The organism is Bradyrhizobium sp. CFUWI (assembly GCF_056429085.1).
Window position 1 is genome coordinate 148,801 of record NZ_JBWJZE010000011.1, and the last position, 18,695, is coordinate 167,495.

Consider the following 18,695-nt stretch of genomic DNA (forward strand, 5'->3'; position numbering starts at 1 on the left):
CCGGTGTCGCGAGAGTGCAATTCGATCTCATGATGATTAGCCGCGAACCGCCTCTGCGAGCGGCCTTGCCGTGTCGCTTGCGACCTTCGCAGCGGCGCTCTGGATGAAGCCGCCGCCGAGCACGCGCGCCTGCCCGCTGGCTGCGTCGTAGAATACGCAAGCCTGGCCGGGCGAGACGCCCTCCTCGCCGGCGACGAGCTCGACCTCGTAATGGCCGTTGTCGCCGCGCAGCCAGGCCGGCTGGGGGCTGCGGGTCGAGCGCACGCGCACGAACAGTTCGAGGCCGCCGCCGATGGCGCGGTCGATGTCGCCGTCGCCGATCCAGTTGACGTCGCGCAAGGCGATGCGGTGCATCTTGAGCGCATCGCGCGGGCCGACGACGACGCGGCGGGTCGCAGCCTCCAGCCGCACCACATACAGCGGCGCGGATGCCGCGATGCCGAGGCCGCGGCGCTGGCCGACGGTGAAATTGGCGATGCCGTTGTGGCGGCCGAGCACGCGTCCGTCGAGATCGACGATCTCGCCGGGGTCCATCGCGTTCGGCCGCAGGCGCGTGATGATGTCGGTGTAGCGCCCGGTCGGCACGAAGCAGATGTCCTGGCTGTCGTGCTTGTCGGCGACGGAAAGGCCAAAGCGGCGCGCGAGTTCGCGCGTCTCCGGCTTGGTCATGTCGCCGAGCGGGAAGCGCAGGAAGTCGAGCTGCTCCTGCGTGGTCGCGAACAGGAAGTAACTCTGGTCGCGGTCGGCGTCGGCCGCGCAGACCAGCGCGCGCGAGCCGTCCTCGCGGCGGCGCGAGGCGACGTAATGGCCGGTGGCGAGCGCCTGTGCCCCGAGCTCGCGCGCGGTCTTCAGGAGGTCGCGGAACTTGACGCTGCGGTTGCACTCGATGCACGGCACCGGGGTCTCGCCGAGCGCGTAGCTATCGGCGAAATTGTCGATGACGGATTCGCGGAAGCGGTCCTCGTAATCGAGCACGTAATGGGGAATGCCGAGCTTGGCGGCGACGTCGCGGGCGTCGTGGATGTCCTGGCCGGCGCAGCAGGCGCCCTTGCGATGGGTCGCCGCGCCATGGTCGTAGAGCTGCAGCGTGATGCCGACGACGTCGTAGCCTTCCGCCTTCAGGAGCGCAGCCGTCGTCGAGGAATCGACGCCGCCCGACATGGCGACGACGACCCTGGTGTCCTCAGGACGGCCTTCGAGATCCAGACTGTTGAGCATGGGCCTTTAAGGGTTGTGACGACGGCGCGCGGCGATCCCGCGATTTCTTGCTTCTCGCGGGACATCGGCGATCCCCGGGAACTCGAGTTCCCGAAAGGCACGACTGCCCGGTCGAAAGCGGCTGAGAGTAACATCTTTAATATAGGCGGCATTCCGGTGAAGCAATCACGCGGGCGGCCGGCTTAGGGCAATTCTTGCCGGGGAGGCAGAAATGGCGGGGTTGCGGCGGGCCTGGCAGCCGCGCCTTCAAATTCTTAAGCCATTGATTTTATTTTATAAAAAAGCACGTGGCAACGCTGGCCCGCTCCTTGCTCCCTTTGATGCCGAAGTTTGTTGCCAAGGGGTCGCCTGTGGTCGGTCGTACGTCAGATGTCGCGGCAAGCGTGCAAGTTTCGAGCGCGCAGCAAAAGCCTGCCCGGTCGCAGAGCGCCAAAGAGGCGTCCGCGAGCGACTCCTTCGGGTCGCTGGTCGACAGCAACACCCAGGCGATCAACACCAATGCGGCCGCGCAGGCCCAGGACAGCGCGCCGCGCCGGAGCGAGTCGTCCTCCGCGGACAAGGGCGCACGCGACGCCTCATCGACGGATCAAGCCTCGCAAAGCAAGGCGAGCGACGAGACCGACGCGTCGGCGCCCATCAAGGCCGACGAGGCGAGCGATGCCGCCACCGATGCCGCCAAGGACACCGGCGAGGTCAAGGACAAGTCCGAGACATCCGACGCCAAATCGGCCGATACATCCGAGCAGACCAAGGGCGACAAGACCGAGGCCGCCGATGGGCTCGCGGCCGCCGTCGATGCCGCGCCGGCCGACGCGGCGCAGGCGGCCATGCCGGATCCCAACGCGGTCGTGGTTGCCTCTCCGGTGGTCCCAACCGATCCGAACTCCGCGGCGAACCAGGCCGCCACCTCCTCGCCGCTGACGATCGCCGCCGCCGGCCTTGCCGCCAGCGCTTCAACCGCGGCGCAGATCGCGGGCACCAAGACCGACACCGCCACGCCGGGCGACAAGAGCGCCAAGATCGCCGGCGCCAAGGTCGATGCCGACACCTCGGCGACGCTGGCCGATGCTGCGACCGGCGCAAGCGACGACGCCACGACCGAGGCCAAGCTGAACGGCGGACTGATCCCCGTCCATCAGGGCACGCCGAAGACCTCGTTCCAGGCCGCCGCCACCGCGCAAGGACAGTCCGACGTCTCCAATATCGGCCAGGACACCGCCAAGGCGAATGCCGCCCCGACGCAAGCATCAGGCCCGACGGCCGCCAACGCCGCCGCGCATGCGCAAGGCTCCAAGCCGCACGCAGATGGCGCAGCGACCGAGGCGAAGCCCGGCGCCGCGGACCGGACGCCCGACGCGATCCCGGCCGCACCGGCCGCCCAGGCCCATGCCAATGCGCAGGCAGCTTTCAACACCGCCGATGCGAGCGCGCAAGCCGCCTCCGCCGTGCAGGCGCCGCTGACCAACGCGACCTCGACCGCGTCCGCAACGACCGCGACGCTGACCGCGACCGCGGCCAGCGCGACGGCGGTGCCGATCAACGGCGTGCCGGTCGAGATAGCGGCCGCGATCCGCTCCGGCAGGTCCCGGTTCGACATCAGCCTCGATCCGGCCGAGCTCGGCCGCATCGACGTGCGCATCAATGTCGACCGCGCCGGCAACGTGACCTCGCATCTCACCGTGGAGAAGCCGGAAACGCTGCAGATGCTGCGCCAGGACGCGCCGCAATTGCAGCGCGCGCTCGACGATGCCGGCCTCAAGACCGGCAGCAACGGGCTGTCCTTCAGCCTGCGCGACCAGAATTCGTCGGGCCAGAACTCCGGCCAGAACAACGACAATGGCGGCAATGCCCGCCGGCTGATCATCAGCGAGGACGAGACCGTCGCCGCCGCACCCGTCGGCCGCAGCTATGGCCGCATGTATGGGCCGAGCAGCGGCGTCGACATCAGAGTGTAAGGAGTATTCGACATGACCACCACGAATGGCGCCACGGCCCCTAGCGTCGTCTCCGGGACGACCGAGCTGCCGAAATCCTCTTCGTCGAACACGCTGAGCTCGACCACGGGATCGACGCTCGCCGGCAACTTCCAGACCTTCCTGACGCTGCTGACCACGCAGCTGCAGAACCAGAACCCGCTGGATCCGCTCGACACCAACCAGTTCACCCAGCAGCTGGTGCAGTTCGCCGGCGTCGAGCAGCAGCTCAAGACCAACGATGCGCTGGCCCAGCTCGTCACCCTGCAGCAGACCACGCAGGCGACCCAGGCGCTGGGCTTCGTCGGCAAGACCGCCCTGGTCGACGGCACGACCGCGACCATGAAGAACTCGTCGGCCACCTGGCATCTCAACGTGCCGACCGATTCCACCGTCGACATCACCGTCGCCAATGCCAGCGGCCAGACCGTGTTCACCGGCAAATATACCGCCGCCGCCGGCACCGACATCCCCTTCACCTGGAACGGCCAGGGCAATGACGGCACGCAATGGCCCGACGGCAAGTACACGATCTCGGCCACGGGCAAGGACGTGGCGAACAACAATGTCGGCATTTCCGCGCAGGTGCAGGGCACCGTGTCGTCCGTCGACCTGACCCAGTCGCCGCCGCTGCTCACCATCGACGGCGCCAGCTACACGCTCAGCCAGGTCAAGAGCATCATCGCGACAAGCAATTGAGGAACGGCTGCCCGCCAAACATTCGGTGTCATCCCCGCGAACGCGGGGATCCATAACCCCGGACGTCGTTTTCGCGTGAGGTCGTAACCCCGAGTCGCCGTCAAACGATTCCCTGGGTTATGGATCCCGGGCTCGCGCTCCGCGCGCCCCGGGACGACAGTTGAGAGCTTTGCAGCGTCGCGTGCAGGCCTCATTCGTTAGTAAAGTATTTACGAAGACCCCCTCGACCGGCCCGGATGCCACCGTCCCGCCGGCCGACACGGCCTCGTCTCAGCATTTTCAACGAGAATTGTATTGAAGCCTTAGGCTTAGCGGATTTTTAAGCCGCCGGGCGTAGGGTTACGGATGTGAGTTCAGTGGTTGAGAGTTTGTGAGTACGCCATGACAGAACCCCATCGCCCGAGGGTAAAATACGTCATCGGGCCGGACGGCAGTCCGTTGACGATCGCGGATCTGCCTGCACCCGGCACCAAACGCTGGGTCATCCGCCGAAAGGCCGAAGTCGTCGCCGCTGTCCGTGGTGGACTTCTCTCGCTCGAGGAGGCCTGCAGCCGTTATACCCTGACGGTCGACGAATTCCTCTCCTGGCAGTTTTCCATCGACCAGCATGGTCTGGCGGGTCTTCGCACCACCCGCATCCAGCAATATCGCCAGTAGGCGATCCCGGAAATCTGCGGCTTTTGACGAAAATCGGCCTCGCCCTGCGGGGCCGATTTTTTTCATATCGCACTTTGGCGCGACTTTTGTCCGACCTCTTAACCTTCGTTAACCATATCGAAACCATCCCCTAGGCAATAATTGCCCAGTCGGCCTTTCCAGTGAAAGCGGCCGAATCTGTTGGGGCGGTTGCTTGCAAGGTCTTGCGGACTTTCTGAAGAGTATCGGCGCCGCCCGGTTCGGGGCGATGATCGCGGTCACCGCCGCGCTCATCGGCTTTTTCGCGTTCGTCATCATGCGCGTCACCACGCCGCAGATGACGACGCTGTTCACCGACCTCAGCGTCGAGGATTCCTCCGGCATCATCAAGGACCTGGAACGCCAGGGCATCCAGTTCGAGATCCGCAATGAGGGTTCCATCATCATGGTGCCCAAGGACAAGGTCACGCGCCTGCGGATGAAGCTCGCCGAGGGCGGCCTGCCCAAGGGCGGCGGCGTCGGCTACGAGGTGTTCGACAAGTCCGACGCGCTCGGCACCACCTCTTTCGTCCAGAACATCAATCACCTTCGCGCGCTGGAAGGCGAGCTCGCCCGCACCATCCGCGCCATCGACCGCATCCAGGCCGCCCGCGTCCACCTGGTGCTGCCGGAGCGCCCGCTGTTTGCGCGCGAGGCGCCGGAGCCGTCGGCCTCGATCGTGGTGCGCGTCCGCGGCTCGCTGGAAGCCCAGCAGATCCGCGCCATCCGCCACCTCGTCGCCTCCGCCGTCAACGGCCTGAAGCCGCAGCGGGTCTCGATCGTCGACGAGGCCGGCCAGCTGCTCGCCGACGGCGCGGCGGCCGATCCGGAGCAGGCGGTCGGCGACGAGCGCCGCATCTCCTTCGAGAAGCGGATGCGCAAGCAGGTCGAGGACATCGTCTCCTCCGTGGTCGGCTCGGGCCGCGCCCGCGTGCAGCTCTCCGCCGATTTCGACTTCAACAAGGTCACGCAGACCTCGGACAAGTACGATCCCGAAGGCCGGGTGCTGCGCTCCAGCCAGACCCGCGAAGAACAGAGCATGACCGCCGACAACAACGGCCAGGTCACCGTCAACAACGAGCTGCCCGGCAACCAGCAGAACAACGGCGCCACGGCCAAGGACCAGAGCAAGAAGACCGAAGAGACCAACAATTACGAGATCTCCCGCACCACCAAGACCGAGGTGACGGAGGCCGGCCGGGTCAACCGCATCTCGGTCGCGGTGCTGGTCGACGGCATCTATTCCAAGAACGACAAGGGCGAGCTGGCCTATCAGGACCGCACCAAGGAGCAGCTCGACCGCATCGCCGCGCTGGTGCGCTCGGCCATCGGCTTCGACCAGAAGCGCGGCGACCAGGTCGAGGTCGTCAATCTGCGCTTTGCCGATGCGCCCTCCACCGCTCCGATTGGCGAGCCTGGCGGCCTTCTCGGCATGTTGCAGTTCACCAAGGACGACGTCATGTACTTCGTCGAGCTCGGCGTGATGATGCTGCTCGGCCTGGTCGTGCTGTTCCTGGTGATCCGCCCGCTGGTCAAGCGGATCCTCGCCTCCGACGACGTTGCCGCCGCCATCTCCGGCGTCCTCAGCGGTCCGGCGGCTTCCGAGGAATCCGCGCCGTCCGCCCAGCCGCTCCTGCCGAGCGGCGCCGCCAGCGCGATCGACGTCGCCACCATCCAGGGCCAGGTCCACGCCCAGTCCGTTCATCGCGTCGGCGAGCTCGCCGAGCGCAACCCCAACGAAACCGTCGCCATCGTCCGCCAATGGCTGAGCGAATCCGCAAAATAGTACGAGAAGTGATCTGACATGGCCGCCGCATTGCAAAACGCCAACAGCAACGACATCACCAGCGTGATCTCCACGCTCGGTCAGCGCGCCAACACCCGGGCAAAGGACGGCAAGCCGGCCGAACAATTGTCCGGGCCGAAGCGCGCCGCGATCCTGATGCTTGCGCTCGGCGAGCAATATGGCGGCAAGATCTGGAGCCTGCTCGACGACGACGAGGTGCGCCAGCTCTCGCTTGAGATGTCGACGCTCGGCACCGTCGAGGTCGACACCGTCGAGGACATGCTGCTCGAATTCGTCTCGCGCATGTCGGCCTCGGGCGCGCTGATGGGCAATTTCGACGCCACCGAGCGCCTGCTGCAGCAATATCTGCCGCCGGAGCGCGTCAACGGCATCATGGACGAGATCCGCGGCCCCGCCGGGCGCAACATGTGGGAGAAGCTCTCCAACGTGCAGGAAGAAGTCCTCGCCAACTACCTCAAGAACGAATATCCGCAGACCATCGCGGTGGTGCTGTCGAAGCTGAAGCCGGAGCATGCCGCGCGTGTGCTCGGCATCTTTCCCGAGGACCTCGCGCTCGACGTCGTCAACCGCATGCTGAAGATGGAGGCGGTTCAGAAGGAGGTGATCGAGAGCGTGGAGAAGACGCTGCGCACCGAATTCATGTCTAACCTGTCCCAGACCCGCCGCCGCGACGCCCACGAGGTGATGGCCGAAATCTTCAACAATTTCGACCGCCAGACCGAAACCCGCTTCATCACCTCGCTGGAGGAGGACAACCGGGAATCGGCCGAGCGCATCAAGGCGCTGATGTTCACCTTCGACGACCTCGTCAAGCTCGATTCCGGATCGGCCCAGACCTTGATGCGCAACGTCGACAAGGACAAACTCGGCGTCGCGCTCAAGAGCGCCAACGAGGACGTCCGCAACTTCTTCTTCGGCAACATGTCCTCGCGCGCGGCCAAGATGCTCCAGGACGACATGGCGGCGATGGGCCCGGTCCGCCTGCGCGACGTCGACGAGGCCCAGGCGCTTCTGGTCAACCTCGCCAAGGACCTCGCCGCCAAGGGCGAGATCATGTTGACCAAGAACCGCGCCGACGACGAGCTGGTGTATTGATGGCCGCTCCGGCGAAATTCCTGTTCGATACCGACTTCGCGGCGCCCGAGCGGGCGACGCGCGAGAAGGCCGCGACCGCGGCCGAGATCGCCCAGAAGGTCGCGGAAGCCGAAGCGCGCGCCTATCAGGAAGGCTTTGCCGCCGGTCAGCGCGAAGCCAAGGCCGAGAGCGACCGCCGCGTCGCGCTCGCCATGGAGGAGATCAACATCGGCATCCGCGGCATCGCGGCCGGCATCGGCAACATCGAATCGAAGATGGAGACCGAGGCGGTCGACGTCGCGGTGGCAGTAGCGCGCAAGCTCTGCGCCGACCTCGTCGCCGCGGAGCCGCTCGGCGAGATCGTGGCGCTGGTCAAGGACTGCTTCTCGCATCTGGTCGCGACGCCGCATCTCGTCGTCCGCATCAACGATGCGCTCTACGACGCCGCCCGCGAAAAGATCGAGCGGCTCGCCAAGCAGAGCGGCTTCGAGGGCCGGCTGGTGATCTTGGCCGAGCCGGAGATTGCCACCGGCGACTGCCGGATCGAATGGGCCGATGGCGGCGTCGTGCTGGAGCGCGGCGCCATCGCGGCCAAGATCGACGAAATGGTCGGACGCTATGTCGCGTCCCGCAGGGGGAGTTAACCCATGAGCGACACCGACGGACAGGTCCCGCTGCCCGATCTCAACGGCCCGATGCCGCCCACCGGCACGGACGTCGGCTACAACGAGGACGAATATGCGGCGCGCGCCGCCGCCGACCTCGAGGCCGTGTTCGACGTGCCGGTACAGGTCTCGGCCGTGCTCGGCCGCTCCAAGATGGACGTCAGCGAGCTCCTGAAGCTCGGGCCCGGCACCGTGCTCGAGCTCGACCGCCGCGTCGGCGAAGCCATCGACATCTACGTCAACAACAAGCTGGTCGCCCGCGGGGAAGTCGTCCTGGTCGAGGACAAGCTCGGCGTGACCATGACCGAAATCATCAAGACCGAACGCAGCTAATTCGCAGGGAATGACGCGCGGCAGCGCGACCAGACGGACAGGAGACTGACATGCGGCTTCTCATCGTAGGCACATTGAAGGGCCAGCTCACCACCGCCATCAAGATCGCGATGGAGAACGGCGCCACTGTGACCCACGCCGAGGATCACGAGCAGGCGATGCGGGTGCTGCGCGGCGGCAAGGGCGCCGACCTCCTGCTGGTCGACGTCGCCCTCGACATCCGCGACCTCGTGCTGCGGCTCGAGGCCGAGCACATCCACGCCCCGATCGTCGCCTGCGGCATCACCAACGACGCCCGCGCCGCGGTCGCCGCGATCCATGCCGGCGCCAAGGAATACATCCCGCTGCCGCCCGACCCCGAGCTGATCGCCGCGGTGCTGGCCGCCGTCGCCAACGATTCCCGCGAGCTGGTCTATCGCGACGAGGCGATGGCGAAGGTGATCAAGCTGGCGCAGCAGATCGCGGGCTCCGACGCCTCGGTGATGATCACCGGCGAGTCCGGCACCGGCAAGGAGGTGCTGGCCCGCTACGTCCACACCCGCTCGACGCGCGCCAAGCGTCCCTTCATCTCGATCAACTGCGCCGCTATCCCCGAGCATCTCCTGGAATCCGAGCTGTTCGGCCACGAGAAGGGCGCCTTCACCGGCGCGATTGCCCGCCGCATCGGCAAGTTCGAGGAGGCAACCGGCGGAACGCTGCTGCTCGACGAAATCTCGGAGATGGACGTCCGCCTGCAATCCAAGCTGCTGCGCGCCATCCAGGAACGCGTGATCGACCGCGTCGGCGGCACCAAGCCTGTCCCCGTCGACATCCGCATCATCGCGACCTCGAACCGCAACCTCGCGGAAGCGGTGCGCGAGGGCACGTTCCGCGAAGACCTGTTGTTCCGCCTCAACGTCGTGAACCTGAAGATCCCGCCGCTGCGCGAGCGCCCCGCCGACATCCTGGAGCTCGCCCAGCATTTCGTGAAGAAATACGCCGAGGCCAACGGCGTGCCTCTGCGCCCGATCTCGGCGGAAGCGCGCCGCGTGCTCTCGGCCAACCGCTGGCAGGGCAACGTCCGCGAGCTCGAAAACACCATGCACCGCGCGGTGCTGATGGCGCAGGGCGACGAGATCGGTGCAGACGCCATCATCACGCCGGACGGCGACCGCCTCGACCTCGCCAAGACGCCCCCCGCCGTCGCCCACGCCACGATGGCCGCCGAACAGGTGACGCGCGCGCTGGTGGGGCGCACCGTGGCGGATGTCGAGCGCGACCTGATCCTGGAGACGCTGAAGCACTGCCTCGGCAACCGGACCCATGCCGCCAATATCCTCGGCATCTCGATCCGCACGCTACGCAACAAGCTCAACGAATATTCCGACGGCGGCATCCCGATCCCGCCGGCGGGCACCCCCGGCGAATATCCGCGGATGCCGGTGATGGGGGCGTAAGCGGCTATCTGCGAATATCGAGGATGCGGATGCCCGGGCCTGGTCCCGGGCATTTTGTTTGGAAGAGTGCACATTCGCCTCCGTCATTGCGAGGAGCGTAGCGACGAAGCAATCCAGCCTGCCTCCGCGATCAAAGCTTGGATTGCTTCGCTTCGCTCGCAATGACGGGGTCGAAAGCACTCGCCGCATACCGGGATCGCGCCGCACGACTAGGACGTCCGCGCGCAAAGTCCTATAACCGCTCGCGACAACCACGCGAGGGTAAACATGTCTGAAGCTCAAATCACGGACTGGCTGGCATCGCAGAAGCAGGCGATGATCGATCTGCTCCGCGATGTCGTGAACATCGATTCCGGCTCCTATGACAAGGAGGGCGTCGATGCGGTCGGTGCGCGGTTCGAGCGGCATTTTGCCGAGCACGGCATTCCGAGCCGCCGCGAGGCCAACGCCACCTTCGGCGACGCGATCCACGCCGAGGTGGCCAAGCCCGGCAGCAACGAAAAGCCGGTGCTGTTGATGGGGCATCGCGACACCGTGTTCGGCAAGGGCGAGGCCGGGCGCCGTCCCTTCACCATCACGGATGGCCGCGCCTACGGGCCTGGTGTCGCCGACATGAAGTCCGGTCTCGTCATGAACGTGTTCGTCGCAACCGCCTTCCACAAATTCGGCGGCAACCCGCATCCGATCAAGCTGCTGATCACCTCGGACGAGGAGATCGGCTCGCCCTCGTCCCGGCCCGCGATCGAGCGCGAAGGCCGCTCCGCCCGCGCCGTGTTCAATTCCGAGCCGGGCCGCCCCACCGGCAACGTCGTCACGGGGCGCAAGGGCGGCATCTTCATGCATCTGGGCATCACCGGCAAGGCCGCGCATTCCGGCGCCAACTTCGCCGCGGGCATCAGCGCGATCGGCGAGCTCGCGCACAAGATCGTGCAGATCCACGCGCTGACCGATCTCGACAAGGGCATCACGCTGAATGTCGGCCTGGTCTCGGGCGGGCAATCCGTCAACACCACGGCGCCCTACGCCGAGGGGCAGATCGACCTGCGCTATGTCGATCCGGCCGATCGTGCACGGATCATGGCCGCGATCGAGAAGATCGTCGCGACCTCCTACGTGCCGGGCACGAGCGCAACGCTGACGATCAAGGGCGAGTTCGTGCCGGTGGTGCAGAGCGCGGAGTCCAAGACGCTGTTCGAGAACTATCAGGCGGCCGCACGGCAGGTCGGCCTCACCACGCTGCAGGGTGAATTCTCCGGCGGCTGCGCCGATTCCGGCTTCACCGCCGCGGTCGGCACGCCGACCATCTGCGGCCTCGGCCCGGTCGGCGGGCTCGCGCATACGCCGGAGGAATATCTCGAGGTCGACAGCATCGTGCCACGCGCGCAGGCGCTGGCGCTGGCGATTTTGCGGGGATGAATGACGGTGCCGTAGGGTGGGCAAAGGCGCACTTGCGCCGTGCCCACCATTGCCCTCGTTGGACAGAAGTCGTGGGCACGCTTCGCTTTGCCCACCCTACGAAATATCACGAATAACTCGGTGCATCCGGCTTGCGGAAGATGTGAATGGGATCGCCGGGGATGATCACGGGCTGGCCCGAGAACATCGCGTAGGCGTAGAGCGCGAGATAGGCGATCGCGAGCGCACCGACGGCGTAGAAGGCGAAGGTTGCGATGCGCTTCATCGATCCGCTCCATGGCCGGCCCGAAACGGGACGCTCTGAGCGCTTCTAGAGCGATGAGGCGGAAAAGGCCAGCCCGCGCGCCCGCCCGCGGCGATCAAACGCCGCGCCGGCCGTGCGCGGGAAGGCTGACATCGGCGAGCCTTGCGGCGTCTTCGTCCTGGTCGACCGCCACGTAGCGGCCGTGCCAATAGGCCAGCGCCGCGGTACGCATCGAGCTCTTGATGTCCCTGACACGGCCGATGACGATGCCGTGCGAGTGGCGCTCCACGATCTCCTCGACCTCGCAATCGAAGGCCGACAGCGCGCCGGCCAGGAGCGGCACGCCCGAGACCGCCGTCACCCATGTGGCGCCCTTGAAACGATCGGCGCCCTTCAGCCCGCCCTTGCCGGAAAAACGCTCGGCCACGTCGAGCTGGTCGGCGTTGAGGATGTTCACGCCGAAGGCGCCGTGGCGCCGGATCAAGGGGAAGGACGAGGCGTCGCGGTTGATGCTGACCAGCAGCGTCGGCGGCTCGACCGATAACGAGGTCACCGAGGTCACCGTCATGCCGGTGATGTCCTTGCCCCTGCCGGCGGTGATGACGCTGACGCCGCCGGTGAGATGGCGCATGGCGCCGCGGAAATCGGCGGACGAGACGGGGATTTCAGTCATGAGATCGCGAGGCACTACATTCATGGCATTGCTCCCCGAAGCGGGGTTCCCTTTATTTAGGTACGATCATCCGCCGACAACAGGTGGTGCAGGATCGAGCCTTCGAGGTCTGCGAGTTCGACCGAGCCGCGCCGGCGCGGCCTGGCTGCGTTAACCACGACGTCATGGGCGATGCGGCCCTCCTCGATCACGAGCACGCGATCCGCCAGCGCGACCGCTTCGGAGACGTCATGGGTGACCAGGATCGCGGTAAAGCCCTGATCGCGCCAGACGCGCTCCAAGAGGCGCTGCATCGAGATGCGGGTCAGCGCATCCAGTGCGCCGAGCGGCTCGTCGAAGGCAAGCACGCGCGGACGGGAGACCAGCGCGCGAGCCAGCGCGACGCGCTGCTTCTGGCCGCCCGACAGTACCGAAGGCCAATGCTCGCGCTTGTCGGCGAGGCCAACCTCCGTCAACGCTTTCTCTGCGCGGACATGTGCGTCCTGCGAGGCGCGATCGCGGCCAAGGCCGACCTCGACATTGGCGAGCACGCGGGCCCAAGGCAAGAGCCGTGGCTCCTGGAACATCACACGGATGTCCTCGGGCTGGATGTCCTGACCGAAGCCGATGCTGCCGGCATCGATCTTGTCGAGGCCGGCGATCAGGCGCAGCAGCGTGCTCTTGCCGCAACCGCTCTTGCCGACGATGGCGACGAACTGGCCGGCCGGGATGTGCAGGTCGATGCCGCGCAGCACCTCGTTGCTGCCGAACGACTTGCGCAATCCGCGGATGCTGAGCGGCAGACCGCCGGTCTTTACCGGCCGCTCCTCGCGCACCACGCGGGCATGAGGCGCGAAGTTGGCGGAGCTGGCGAGCTCGGTTTCGGGAAGGGAGGTACGAAGCGCTGTCTGCATGTGATTCCCAGTATTTCTGCTCAACGTTTCTGGAAGGCGGGGTGCCAGGAGAGCGTCGACCGCTCCAGCACGCGGGAGGCGCTGTCGGCGAGCTTGCCGAGCAGGGCGTAGATCAGGATCGAGAGCACGACGACGTCGATCAGCATGAACTCGCGCGCCTGCATCGCCATGTAGCCTAGCCCTGAGGACGCGGCGATGGTCTCGGCGACGATCAGCGTCAGCCACATGATGCCGAGCGCGAAGCGGATACCGACGAAGATCGAGGGCAACGCGCCCGGGAAAATCACGCGGCGGAACAGCTCGCCGTCGGTCATGCCGTAGATCCGGCCCATCTCGATCAGCTGCGGATCGACGGTGCGGATGCCGTGCAGCGTGTTGAGGTAGATCGGGAAGAACACGCCGAGCGCCACCAGGAACAGTTTTGCGCTTTCATCGATGCCGAACCACAGGATGACCAGCGGGATCAGCGCCAAATGCGGCACGTTGCGCACCATCTGCAGCGTCGTGTCGGTCAGCTTGGCCGAGAGCTGCGACAGGCCGTTGGCGAGGCCAAACGCGAATCCGATGCTGCCGCCGATCAGGAATCCGGTCGAGGCGCGCCAGAACGACACCCAGATGTTGCGGACGAGTTCGCCGGAGAGCAGCAGATTCCAGCCGGCGTGCACGACGTCGCTCGGCGCCGGCAGCACCCGCGTCGGCACGAAGCCGGTGATGCTCGCGAGCTGCCAGATCGCGATGATGGCAAGCGGCACGATCCACTGGACCAGGCCGTCGACGCGCGGCAGGCGAACGCCGCGCGGGAGCGAGATGCTGTCGATCAGGCTCATGACTGGGACACTCGGTGCTGCGGACGGAAATCGCTGCCGACCGTCTCGCCGAACGGACCGCCGTTGAAATGCAGCCGGGTCACGTTGTTCGGCTTCTCCAGCGAGAGCAGCGGGAACACCAGCTCGGCGAAGCGATAGGCCTCCTCCAGATGCGGGTAGCCCGACATGATGAAGGTATCGATGCCGAGATCCTGATACTCCCTGATGCGGGCCGCCACCGTCTGGGCGTCGCCGACCAGTGCGGTGCCGGCACCGCCGCGCACTAAGCCGACGCCGGCCCACAGGTTCGGGGCGATCTCGAGCTTGTCGCGCTTGCCGCCATGGAGCTGCGCCATGCGCTGCTGGCCGACGGAATCCATGCGGGCAAAGTTCTTCTGCGCCAGCGCAATGGTGTCGTCGCTGACATGCCTGATCAGTTCGTTGGCGGCGCGCCAGGCCTCCTCATTGGTCTCGCGGACAATGACATGAAGGCGGATGCCGAAGGAGAGCTTCCGGCCGCGCGCCGCGGCCACCTCCCTCACCTTCGCGATCTTCTCGGCGACGAGCGCTGGCGGCTCGCCCCAGGTGAGATATTTGTCGACGGTGTCGACGGCGACGTCGATGCCGGCGTCCGAGGAGCCGCCGAAATACAGCGGCGGCCGCGGCGACTGCACCGGCGGAAACAAGAGCTTGCCGCCTTCGACACGGATGTGCCTGCCCTCGACGTTGACGGTCTTGCCGGCGAGCAGGTCACTGTAGACGTTGAGGAACTCGCGGGTGACCTCGTAGCGCTCGTCATGACCGAGGAAGACGCCGTCCCCCTTGTTCTCGACGGGATCGCCGCCGGTGACGACGTTGACGAGCAGCCGGCCATTGCTGATGCGATCGAGCGTCGCCGTCATGCGCGCGGCCACGCTCGGCGATTGCAGGCCGGGCCTCACGGCCACGAGGTAGCGCAGCCGCTCGGTGAACGGCGCGACTGACGAGGCGACGATCCAGGAATCTTCGCACGACCGCCCGGTCGGCAGCAGCACGCCGAAATAGCCGAGCTGATCGGCGGCCTGCGCGATCTGGCGCAGATAGTTGAAGTTGACCTCGCGGCCGCCGATGCCAGTGCCGAGATAGCGGCCGTCGCCGTGGGTCGGCAGGAACCAGAGGATGTTGGCGTTGGATTGCTTGCTCATGATTGTGCTCACGTACCGGGCTTCCGAGCGACGTCGGAAATCTTGATGGATTTGGGGATCAGGCCCAGCGCGAAGAACGCATCGGCCACCTGCTGCTGGTCGGCAATGACGGCATCGGTGATCGGCCTGATGCCGTAGGACTGCCGCTTCAACGCCACCTCGACCACCGGGACGGACAGGCCGATCGACGGCGCCAGCTGCTCGGCGACCGCGTGGATATCGCCCCGGGCCCAGTCGTCGATCGCGCTCAGTTCAGCGAGCACGGCTTCGACGACGCCGGGATTGGCATTGAGGAATTTCCTCGAGGAGAAGTAGAACTGGTAGTTGGCAACGATGCCAGTGCCATCAGTGAGCGTGCGCGCGCCGGTGGCCGCTTCCGCGGCGGCCTGGAACGGATCCCAGATCACCCAGGCGTCGACGGCGCCGCGCTCGAAGGCGGCGCGGGCATCGGCCGGCGCCAGGAACACCGGCTCGATCTCCGAATACTTCACGCCGGCCTGTTCCAGCGCCTTGACCAGGAGATAATGGACGTTGGAGCCCTTGTTGAGCGCGATCTTCTTGCCCTTGAGGTCGGCGACGGATTTCAGCGGGCTGTGCTTCGGCACCAGGATCGCCTCGCCCTTCGGGGCCGGCGGCTCATAGGCGACATATTGGATCGGCGCGCCGGCGGCCTGCGCGAAGATCGGTGGGGCTTCGCCGGTGTTGCCGAAATCGATCGCGCCGACATTGAGCGCTTCGAGCAGCGGCGGACCGGAGGGGAATTCCGTCCACACCACCTTGAAGCCGGCGGCAGCCAGCTTCGGCTCGAGCGTGCCCTTGCTCTTGAGCAACACCAGCTTGCCGTATTTCTGGTAACCGATGCGGACGACCTTGTCCTCGCCATAGGAGGTGCCGACCGCGGCGGCGACGATGCCGATCGACAGCATGACGGCTGCGATCAGGCGCTGGATGATACGCCTCATGTTCAAACCCTTATGCGTGGAAAGAGTGGTCGGCATGATCAGGCTGCCGGGTTGCGCCAGACGATGTCGCGGATGACGATCGGCTTCGGAATCAAACCGAGCTTGTAGAAGCGGTCGGCGACACCCTGCTGGGTCGCGACGATGTCGTCGGTGACGGGACCGACCACGAAGTTGGCGCGATTGGCCGCCACGGTCTGGATGTCCAGCGGCACGCCGGTGATCGCGGCGAGCGATCTGGCGACCTCGTCGCGATGCTGCTCGGCCCATGTGCCCGCCGCGGTCGTCACCTCGACGATCTGCTGCAGGATCGTTCCGTGATTCTTCGCGAAGTCGCGGTTGGCGATGTAGAAGGAATTGGTCTTGGTGACCTCGCGCGCATTGATCAGGATGCGTCCGTTCTGCTTGGTCTCGCCGATCGCGAAGTACGGATCCCAGATCGCCCAGGCCTCGATGCTGCCATTGGCAAAGGCCGGGCCGGCATCCGGTGGCGTCAGATAGACCGGCGTGATGTCGGCATAGGTGAGGCCGGCCTTCTCCAGCGTCTGCACCACGACGTTGTGGGCGCTGGATCCCTTGGTGAAGCCGACGCGCTTACCCTTGAGGTCGGCGATGTCGCGGATCGGCGAATGCTTCGGCACCAGGATGCCCTGCCCGTTGGTGACGGGCTGGGCCGCGGCATAAACGATCGCCGCTCCCGCTGCCTGCGCGAACACCGGCGGGGAATCTCCGACCGCACCGAAATCCACGCTGCCGACATTCATCGCTTCCATCATCGGCGGACCCGACGAGAACTCGATCCATTTCACGTCGATGCCTTGCGGGGCGAAATGTTTTTCCAGGGCGGCCCTTTGGCGCGCGATCACCAGCACGCCAGTCTTCTGGTAGCCGATACGAATTTCCTTCAGCGCGCCTTGGGCCGTTGCAGACGAGGCAATCGCTGCAGCGGCTGCAGTTCCGATCGATAGTTTGAGAAAGTCACGACGCTGCATTCCACACTCCAGACCGCGTGCGGCCGTTGTTCGTTCACGTGTGGAGGATGATGGTGCGGGTTGTCGGAGGTGTCGAGACGTCCAGGAAAATAGCGATGCGCGCACTGCGCGTGCGGCAGTACGCATGATTAATCTTTCAAGCGGCCGCGACGATGCAGAGCGATTATTTTCGCACGCGAATGTGAGCGCCGCACGGATCCGGCCCTCCGCTGCAAAGTGCCGAACTCAAAATTTCGAAAACAACCCCATGCACAGTAGCCGGCGCTAACGGGATCAATGACTTACGCGGCAGCCAACTTGCGCGGCAGGCAAAAGGTTTGCTCCGTCGGGCAAAACAGGCGCATGATGGCATGATCGCGGAGTGAACGGCGTCGTGGTGCGCGCAAGCGCCTGCCGGCCTAATGCAGCCATCTCACCGGCAAGTTCTGCAAGCCCCGGAACGCCCAGCCGCCGATGCGCACCGGCTCGTCGTCGGCGAGCTCGAGCTTCTTTGCCCGCGCGAACAATGTCGGCAGCGCGACATCGGCGATCATGGCGCGGGACGCGAAGGCGCCGGCGCAGAAATGCGGGCCGGCGCCGAACGCGACGCTCTTGGTCACGTCGCGGCGCACGTCGAACTCATCGGCGCGGTCGAAATGCTTCTCGTCGCGGTTGGCGGAGCCGAACATCAGGAACACGCGCTCGTCGGTTTCGAAGGCGACGTCGCGGATGCTCCAGGGTTTTGCGATACGGCGCGGCGACATGCCGATCGGCGAGATCCAGCGGGCGTATTCCTCGAAAGCCTGCAGCCAGGTCACTTCACCGCGCAGAACCAGAGCGAGCTGCTCGGGATGGGTCAAGAGCGCCCATACCGTGCCGGCAATCGCCTTGCGCGGTTCGTTCTGCCCGCCCGAGATCGCGAGCTTGACGTTGGCGCGCACGCTCTCCATCGACATGCCCGAGGAAAGGAGAACCCCGAGAATGCTCTGGTCGGGATGCTTGCGCATCACCGGCAGGATGTCGTCGATGGCAGCGTCGATACCGGACGTCGCGGCATGGCAGCGCGCCTCGACCGCGGGATCGCCGGCGTAATTGGCGATGCCCTCGATCATGCCTTGCGACCAGGCGTCCATATCCTCATAGCCGATATTGGTGAGGCCGGTGATCGACTTCAGGCATTCGCCGGAGAACGGCAAGGCGAAATCGCGCATCAAGTCGACCCGCCCGGGCTCGATCGAAGCGAGGATGCGGTCGGCATGGGCCTGGAACTGCGCAGTCCAGTGCGCCTTCACCGTCTTCGGCGACACCGTCGGGAACATCGCGCGGCGCTCGACCTGATGCGCCTCGCCGTCCTTGCGCATCATGTTGTGGCATCAGCCGGTTCATCAGGCCGGCGGGCTGGTGCGAGGAGAACACGTCGATCTGCTTCTCGGAGATCGAGATGTCGTCGCGGCTGGTCAGCAGCGTCGAGCCGAGCTGCGGCACGAAGGCGATCGGCGCCTCCTTGCGCATCTTTGCCAGCATTGGATAGGGATCGGCCCAGAATGCGGCAGGATCGATGTCGATGCGTGGCGCCGTGCTCAAGCGTCGCTCCCTTGCTGTATCCCCGACGCTTTTCGCTCACGCGACCGTTCGGGTCCGGATCAGCTTTTAGCGCGTTCAGGCGCCG

17 protein-coding genes and 1 pseudogene are annotated in these 18,695 nt (G+C 65.9%); 9 read left to right on the forward strand and 9 right to left on the reverse strand.

The features are described 5' to 3' along the window. Positions 1-36: 36 nt before the first annotated feature. Complete coding sequence (gene mnmA / locus AC066S_RS24100) at positions 37-1,218, reverse strand: tRNA 2-thiouridine(34) synthase MnmA (protein ID WP_478270774.1); 1,182 nt, start codon at positions 1,216-1,218, stop codon at positions 37-39. Positions 1,219-1,568: 350 nt separating this feature from the next. Between mnmA and AC066S_RS24105 the strand changes: the two genes are divergently transcribed. The 9 genes from AC066S_RS24105 to AC066S_RS24145 all read left to right on the forward strand — a co-directional run bounded on the left by AC066S_RS24105 (position 1,569) and on the right by AC066S_RS24145 (position 11,296). Continuing rightward, entirely contained in the window at positions 1,569-3,173 is a 1,605-nt protein-coding gene (locus AC066S_RS24105) for a flagellar hook-length control protein FliK (protein ID WP_478270829.1), read from the forward strand. Between the two features lie 12 nt (positions 3,174-3,185). Further along, positions 3,186-3,890 carry a flagellar hook assembly protein FlgD gene (locus AC066S_RS24110; RefSeq protein ID WP_478270775.1) on the forward strand — a complete coding sequence of 235 codons (705 nt, stop codon included), beginning with the start codon at positions 3,186-3,188 and terminating at the stop codon, positions 3,888-3,890. Positions 3,891-4,271: 381 nt separating this feature from the next. After that, complete coding sequence (sciP, locus tag AC066S_RS24115) at positions 4,272-4,547, forward strand: CtrA inhibitor SciP (protein WP_002714638.1); 276 nt, start codon at positions 4,272-4,274, stop codon at positions 4,545-4,547. A 193-nt stretch (positions 4,548-4,740) separates the two neighbouring features. Further along, complete coding sequence (gene fliF / locus AC066S_RS24120) at positions 4,741-6,351, forward strand: flagellar basal-body MS-ring/collar protein FliF (RefSeq protein ID WP_478270776.1); 1,611 nt, start codon at positions 4,741-4,743, stop codon at positions 6,349-6,351. An 18-nt stretch (positions 6,352-6,369) separates the two neighbouring features. After that, on the forward strand, positions 6,370-7,467 hold the full coding sequence (gene fliG / locus AC066S_RS24125) for a flagellar motor switch protein FliG (RefSeq protein ID WP_126254944.1): 1,098 nt from the start codon (positions 6,370-6,372) through the stop codon (positions 7,465-7,467). Then, the gene (locus AC066S_RS24130; RefSeq protein WP_063201378.1) at positions 7,467-8,090 is read left to right on the forward strand and encodes a FliH/SctL family protein; all 624 of its coding nucleotides are present in this window, start codon (positions 7,467-7,469) and stop codon (positions 8,088-8,090) included. Before fliG ends, AC066S_RS24130 begins: the two co-directional genes overlap by 1 nt. Positions 8,091-8,093: 3 nt before the next feature. Continuing rightward, positions 8,094-8,444, forward strand: coding sequence for a flagellar motor switch protein FliN (fliN, locus tag AC066S_RS24135; protein ID WP_018318401.1), 351 nt, complete (start codon positions 8,094-8,096; stop codon positions 8,442-8,444). 50 nt (positions 8,445-8,494) lie between these two features. Next, complete coding sequence (gene flbD / locus AC066S_RS24140; protein ID WP_478270777.1) at positions 8,495-9,880, forward strand: sigma-54-dependent transcriptional regulator FlbD; 1,386 nt, start codon at positions 8,495-8,497, stop codon at positions 9,878-9,880. A 267-nt stretch (positions 9,881-10,147) separates the two neighbouring features. After that, entirely contained in the window at positions 10,148-11,296 is a 1,149-nt protein-coding gene (locus tag AC066S_RS24145) for a M20 family metallopeptidase (RefSeq protein ID WP_478270778.1), read from the forward strand. Between the two features lie 106 nt (positions 11,297-11,402). On the opposite strand, the gene AC066S_RS24150 is transcribed toward AC066S_RS24145, so the two are convergent. From AC066S_RS24150 to AC066S_RS24185, 8 genes and pseudogenes are all read right to left on the reverse strand, one after another. Then, positions 11,403-11,561 carry a hypothetical protein gene (locus AC066S_RS24150; protein WP_164718287.1) on the reverse strand — a complete coding sequence of 53 codons (159 nt, stop codon included), beginning with the start codon at positions 11,559-11,561 and terminating at the stop codon, positions 11,403-11,405. 94 nt (positions 11,562-11,655) lie between these two features. After that, the gene (locus AC066S_RS24155) at positions 11,656-12,237 is read right to left on the reverse strand and encodes a flavin reductase family protein (protein WP_135165467.1); all 582 of its coding nucleotides are present in this window, start codon (positions 12,235-12,237) and stop codon (positions 11,656-11,658) included. 32 nt (positions 12,238-12,269) lie between these two features. Next, the gene (locus AC066S_RS24160) at positions 12,270-13,106 is read right to left on the reverse strand and encodes an ATP-binding cassette domain-containing protein (RefSeq protein ID WP_478270779.1); all 837 of its coding nucleotides are present in this window, start codon (positions 13,104-13,106) and stop codon (positions 12,270-12,272) included. A gap of 20 nt (positions 13,107-13,126) precedes the next feature. After that, positions 13,127-13,933 (reverse strand): aliphatic sulfonate ABC transporter permease SsuC, encoded by an 807-nt coding sequence (gene ssuC, locus AC066S_RS24165; RefSeq protein ID WP_478270780.1) that lies wholly within the window; start codon positions 13,931-13,933, stop codon positions 13,127-13,129. Then, positions 13,930-15,096 (reverse strand): FMNH2-dependent alkanesulfonate monooxygenase, encoded by a 1,167-nt coding sequence (ssuD, locus tag AC066S_RS24170; RefSeq protein ID WP_478270781.1) that lies wholly within the window; start codon positions 15,094-15,096, stop codon positions 13,930-13,932. Before ssuD ends, ssuC begins: the two co-directional genes overlap by 4 nt. An 8-nt stretch (positions 15,097-15,104) precedes the next feature. Further along, entirely contained in the window at positions 15,105-16,058 is a 954-nt protein-coding gene (locus AC066S_RS24175) for a sulfonate ABC transporter substrate-binding protein (RefSeq protein WP_478270782.1), read from the reverse strand. Positions 16,059-16,096: 38 nt separating this feature from the next. After that, complete coding sequence (locus AC066S_RS24180) at positions 16,097-17,047, reverse strand: sulfonate ABC transporter substrate-binding protein (protein ID WP_126254935.1); 951 nt, start codon at positions 17,045-17,047, stop codon at positions 16,097-16,099. A 398-nt stretch (positions 17,048-17,445) separates the two neighbouring features. Further along, positions 17,446-18,610: pseudogene (locus AC066S_RS24185) on the reverse strand (cytochrome P450). Positions 18,611-18,695 lie beyond the last annotated feature (85 nt).

Coding starts and splice junctions, on each gene's coding strand:
- fliN (WP_018318401.1), top strand. CDS start 8,094: ATGAGCGACACCGACGGACAGGTCCCGCTGCCCGATCTCAACGGCCCG.
- fliG (WP_126254944.1), top strand. CDS start 6,370: ATGGCCGCCGCATTGCAAAACGCCAACAGCAACGACATCACCAGCGTG.
- AC066S_RS24160 (WP_478270779.1), bottom strand. CDS start 13,106: ATGCAGACAGCGCTTCGTACCTCCCTTCCCGAAACCGAGCTCGCCAGC.
- sciP (WP_002714638.1), top strand. CDS start 4,272: ATGACAGAACCCCATCGCCCGAGGGTAAAATACGTCATCGGGCCGGAC.
- ssuC (WP_478270780.1), bottom strand. CDS start 13,933: ATGAGCCTGATCGACAGCATCTCGCTCCCGCGCGGCGTTCGCCTGCCG.
- AC066S_RS24130 (WP_063201378.1), top strand. CDS start 7,467: ATGGCCGCTCCGGCGAAATTCCTGTTCGATACCGACTTCGCGGCGCCC.
- AC066S_RS24180 (WP_126254935.1), bottom strand. CDS start 17,047: ATGCAGCGTCGTGACTTTCTCAAACTATCGATCGGAACTGCAGCCGCT.
- ssuD (WP_478270781.1), bottom strand. CDS start 15,096: ATGAGCAAGCAATCCAACGCCAACATCCTCTGGTTCCTGCCGACCCAC.
- AC066S_RS24175 (WP_478270782.1), bottom strand. CDS start 16,058: ATGAGGCGTATCATCCAGCGCCTGATCGCAGCCGTCATGCTGTCGATC.
- AC066S_RS24110 (WP_478270775.1), top strand. CDS start 3,186: ATGACCACCACGAATGGCGCCACGGCCCCTAGCGTCGTCTCCGGGACG.
- flbD (WP_478270777.1), top strand. CDS start 8,495: ATGCGGCTTCTCATCGTAGGCACATTGAAGGGCCAGCTCACCACCGCC.
- mnmA (WP_478270774.1), bottom strand. CDS start 1,218: ATGCTCAACAGTCTGGATCTCGAAGGCCGTCCTGAGGACACCAGGGTC.
- AC066S_RS24145 (WP_478270778.1), top strand. CDS start 10,148: ATGTCTGAAGCTCAAATCACGGACTGGCTGGCATCGCAGAAGCAGGCG.
- AC066S_RS24155 (WP_135165467.1), bottom strand. CDS start 12,237: ATGAATGTAGTGCCTCGCGATCTCATGACTGAAATCCCCGTCTCGTCC.
- AC066S_RS24150 (WP_164718287.1), bottom strand. CDS start 11,561: ATGAAGCGCATCGCAACCTTCGCCTTCTACGCCGTCGGTGCGCTCGCG.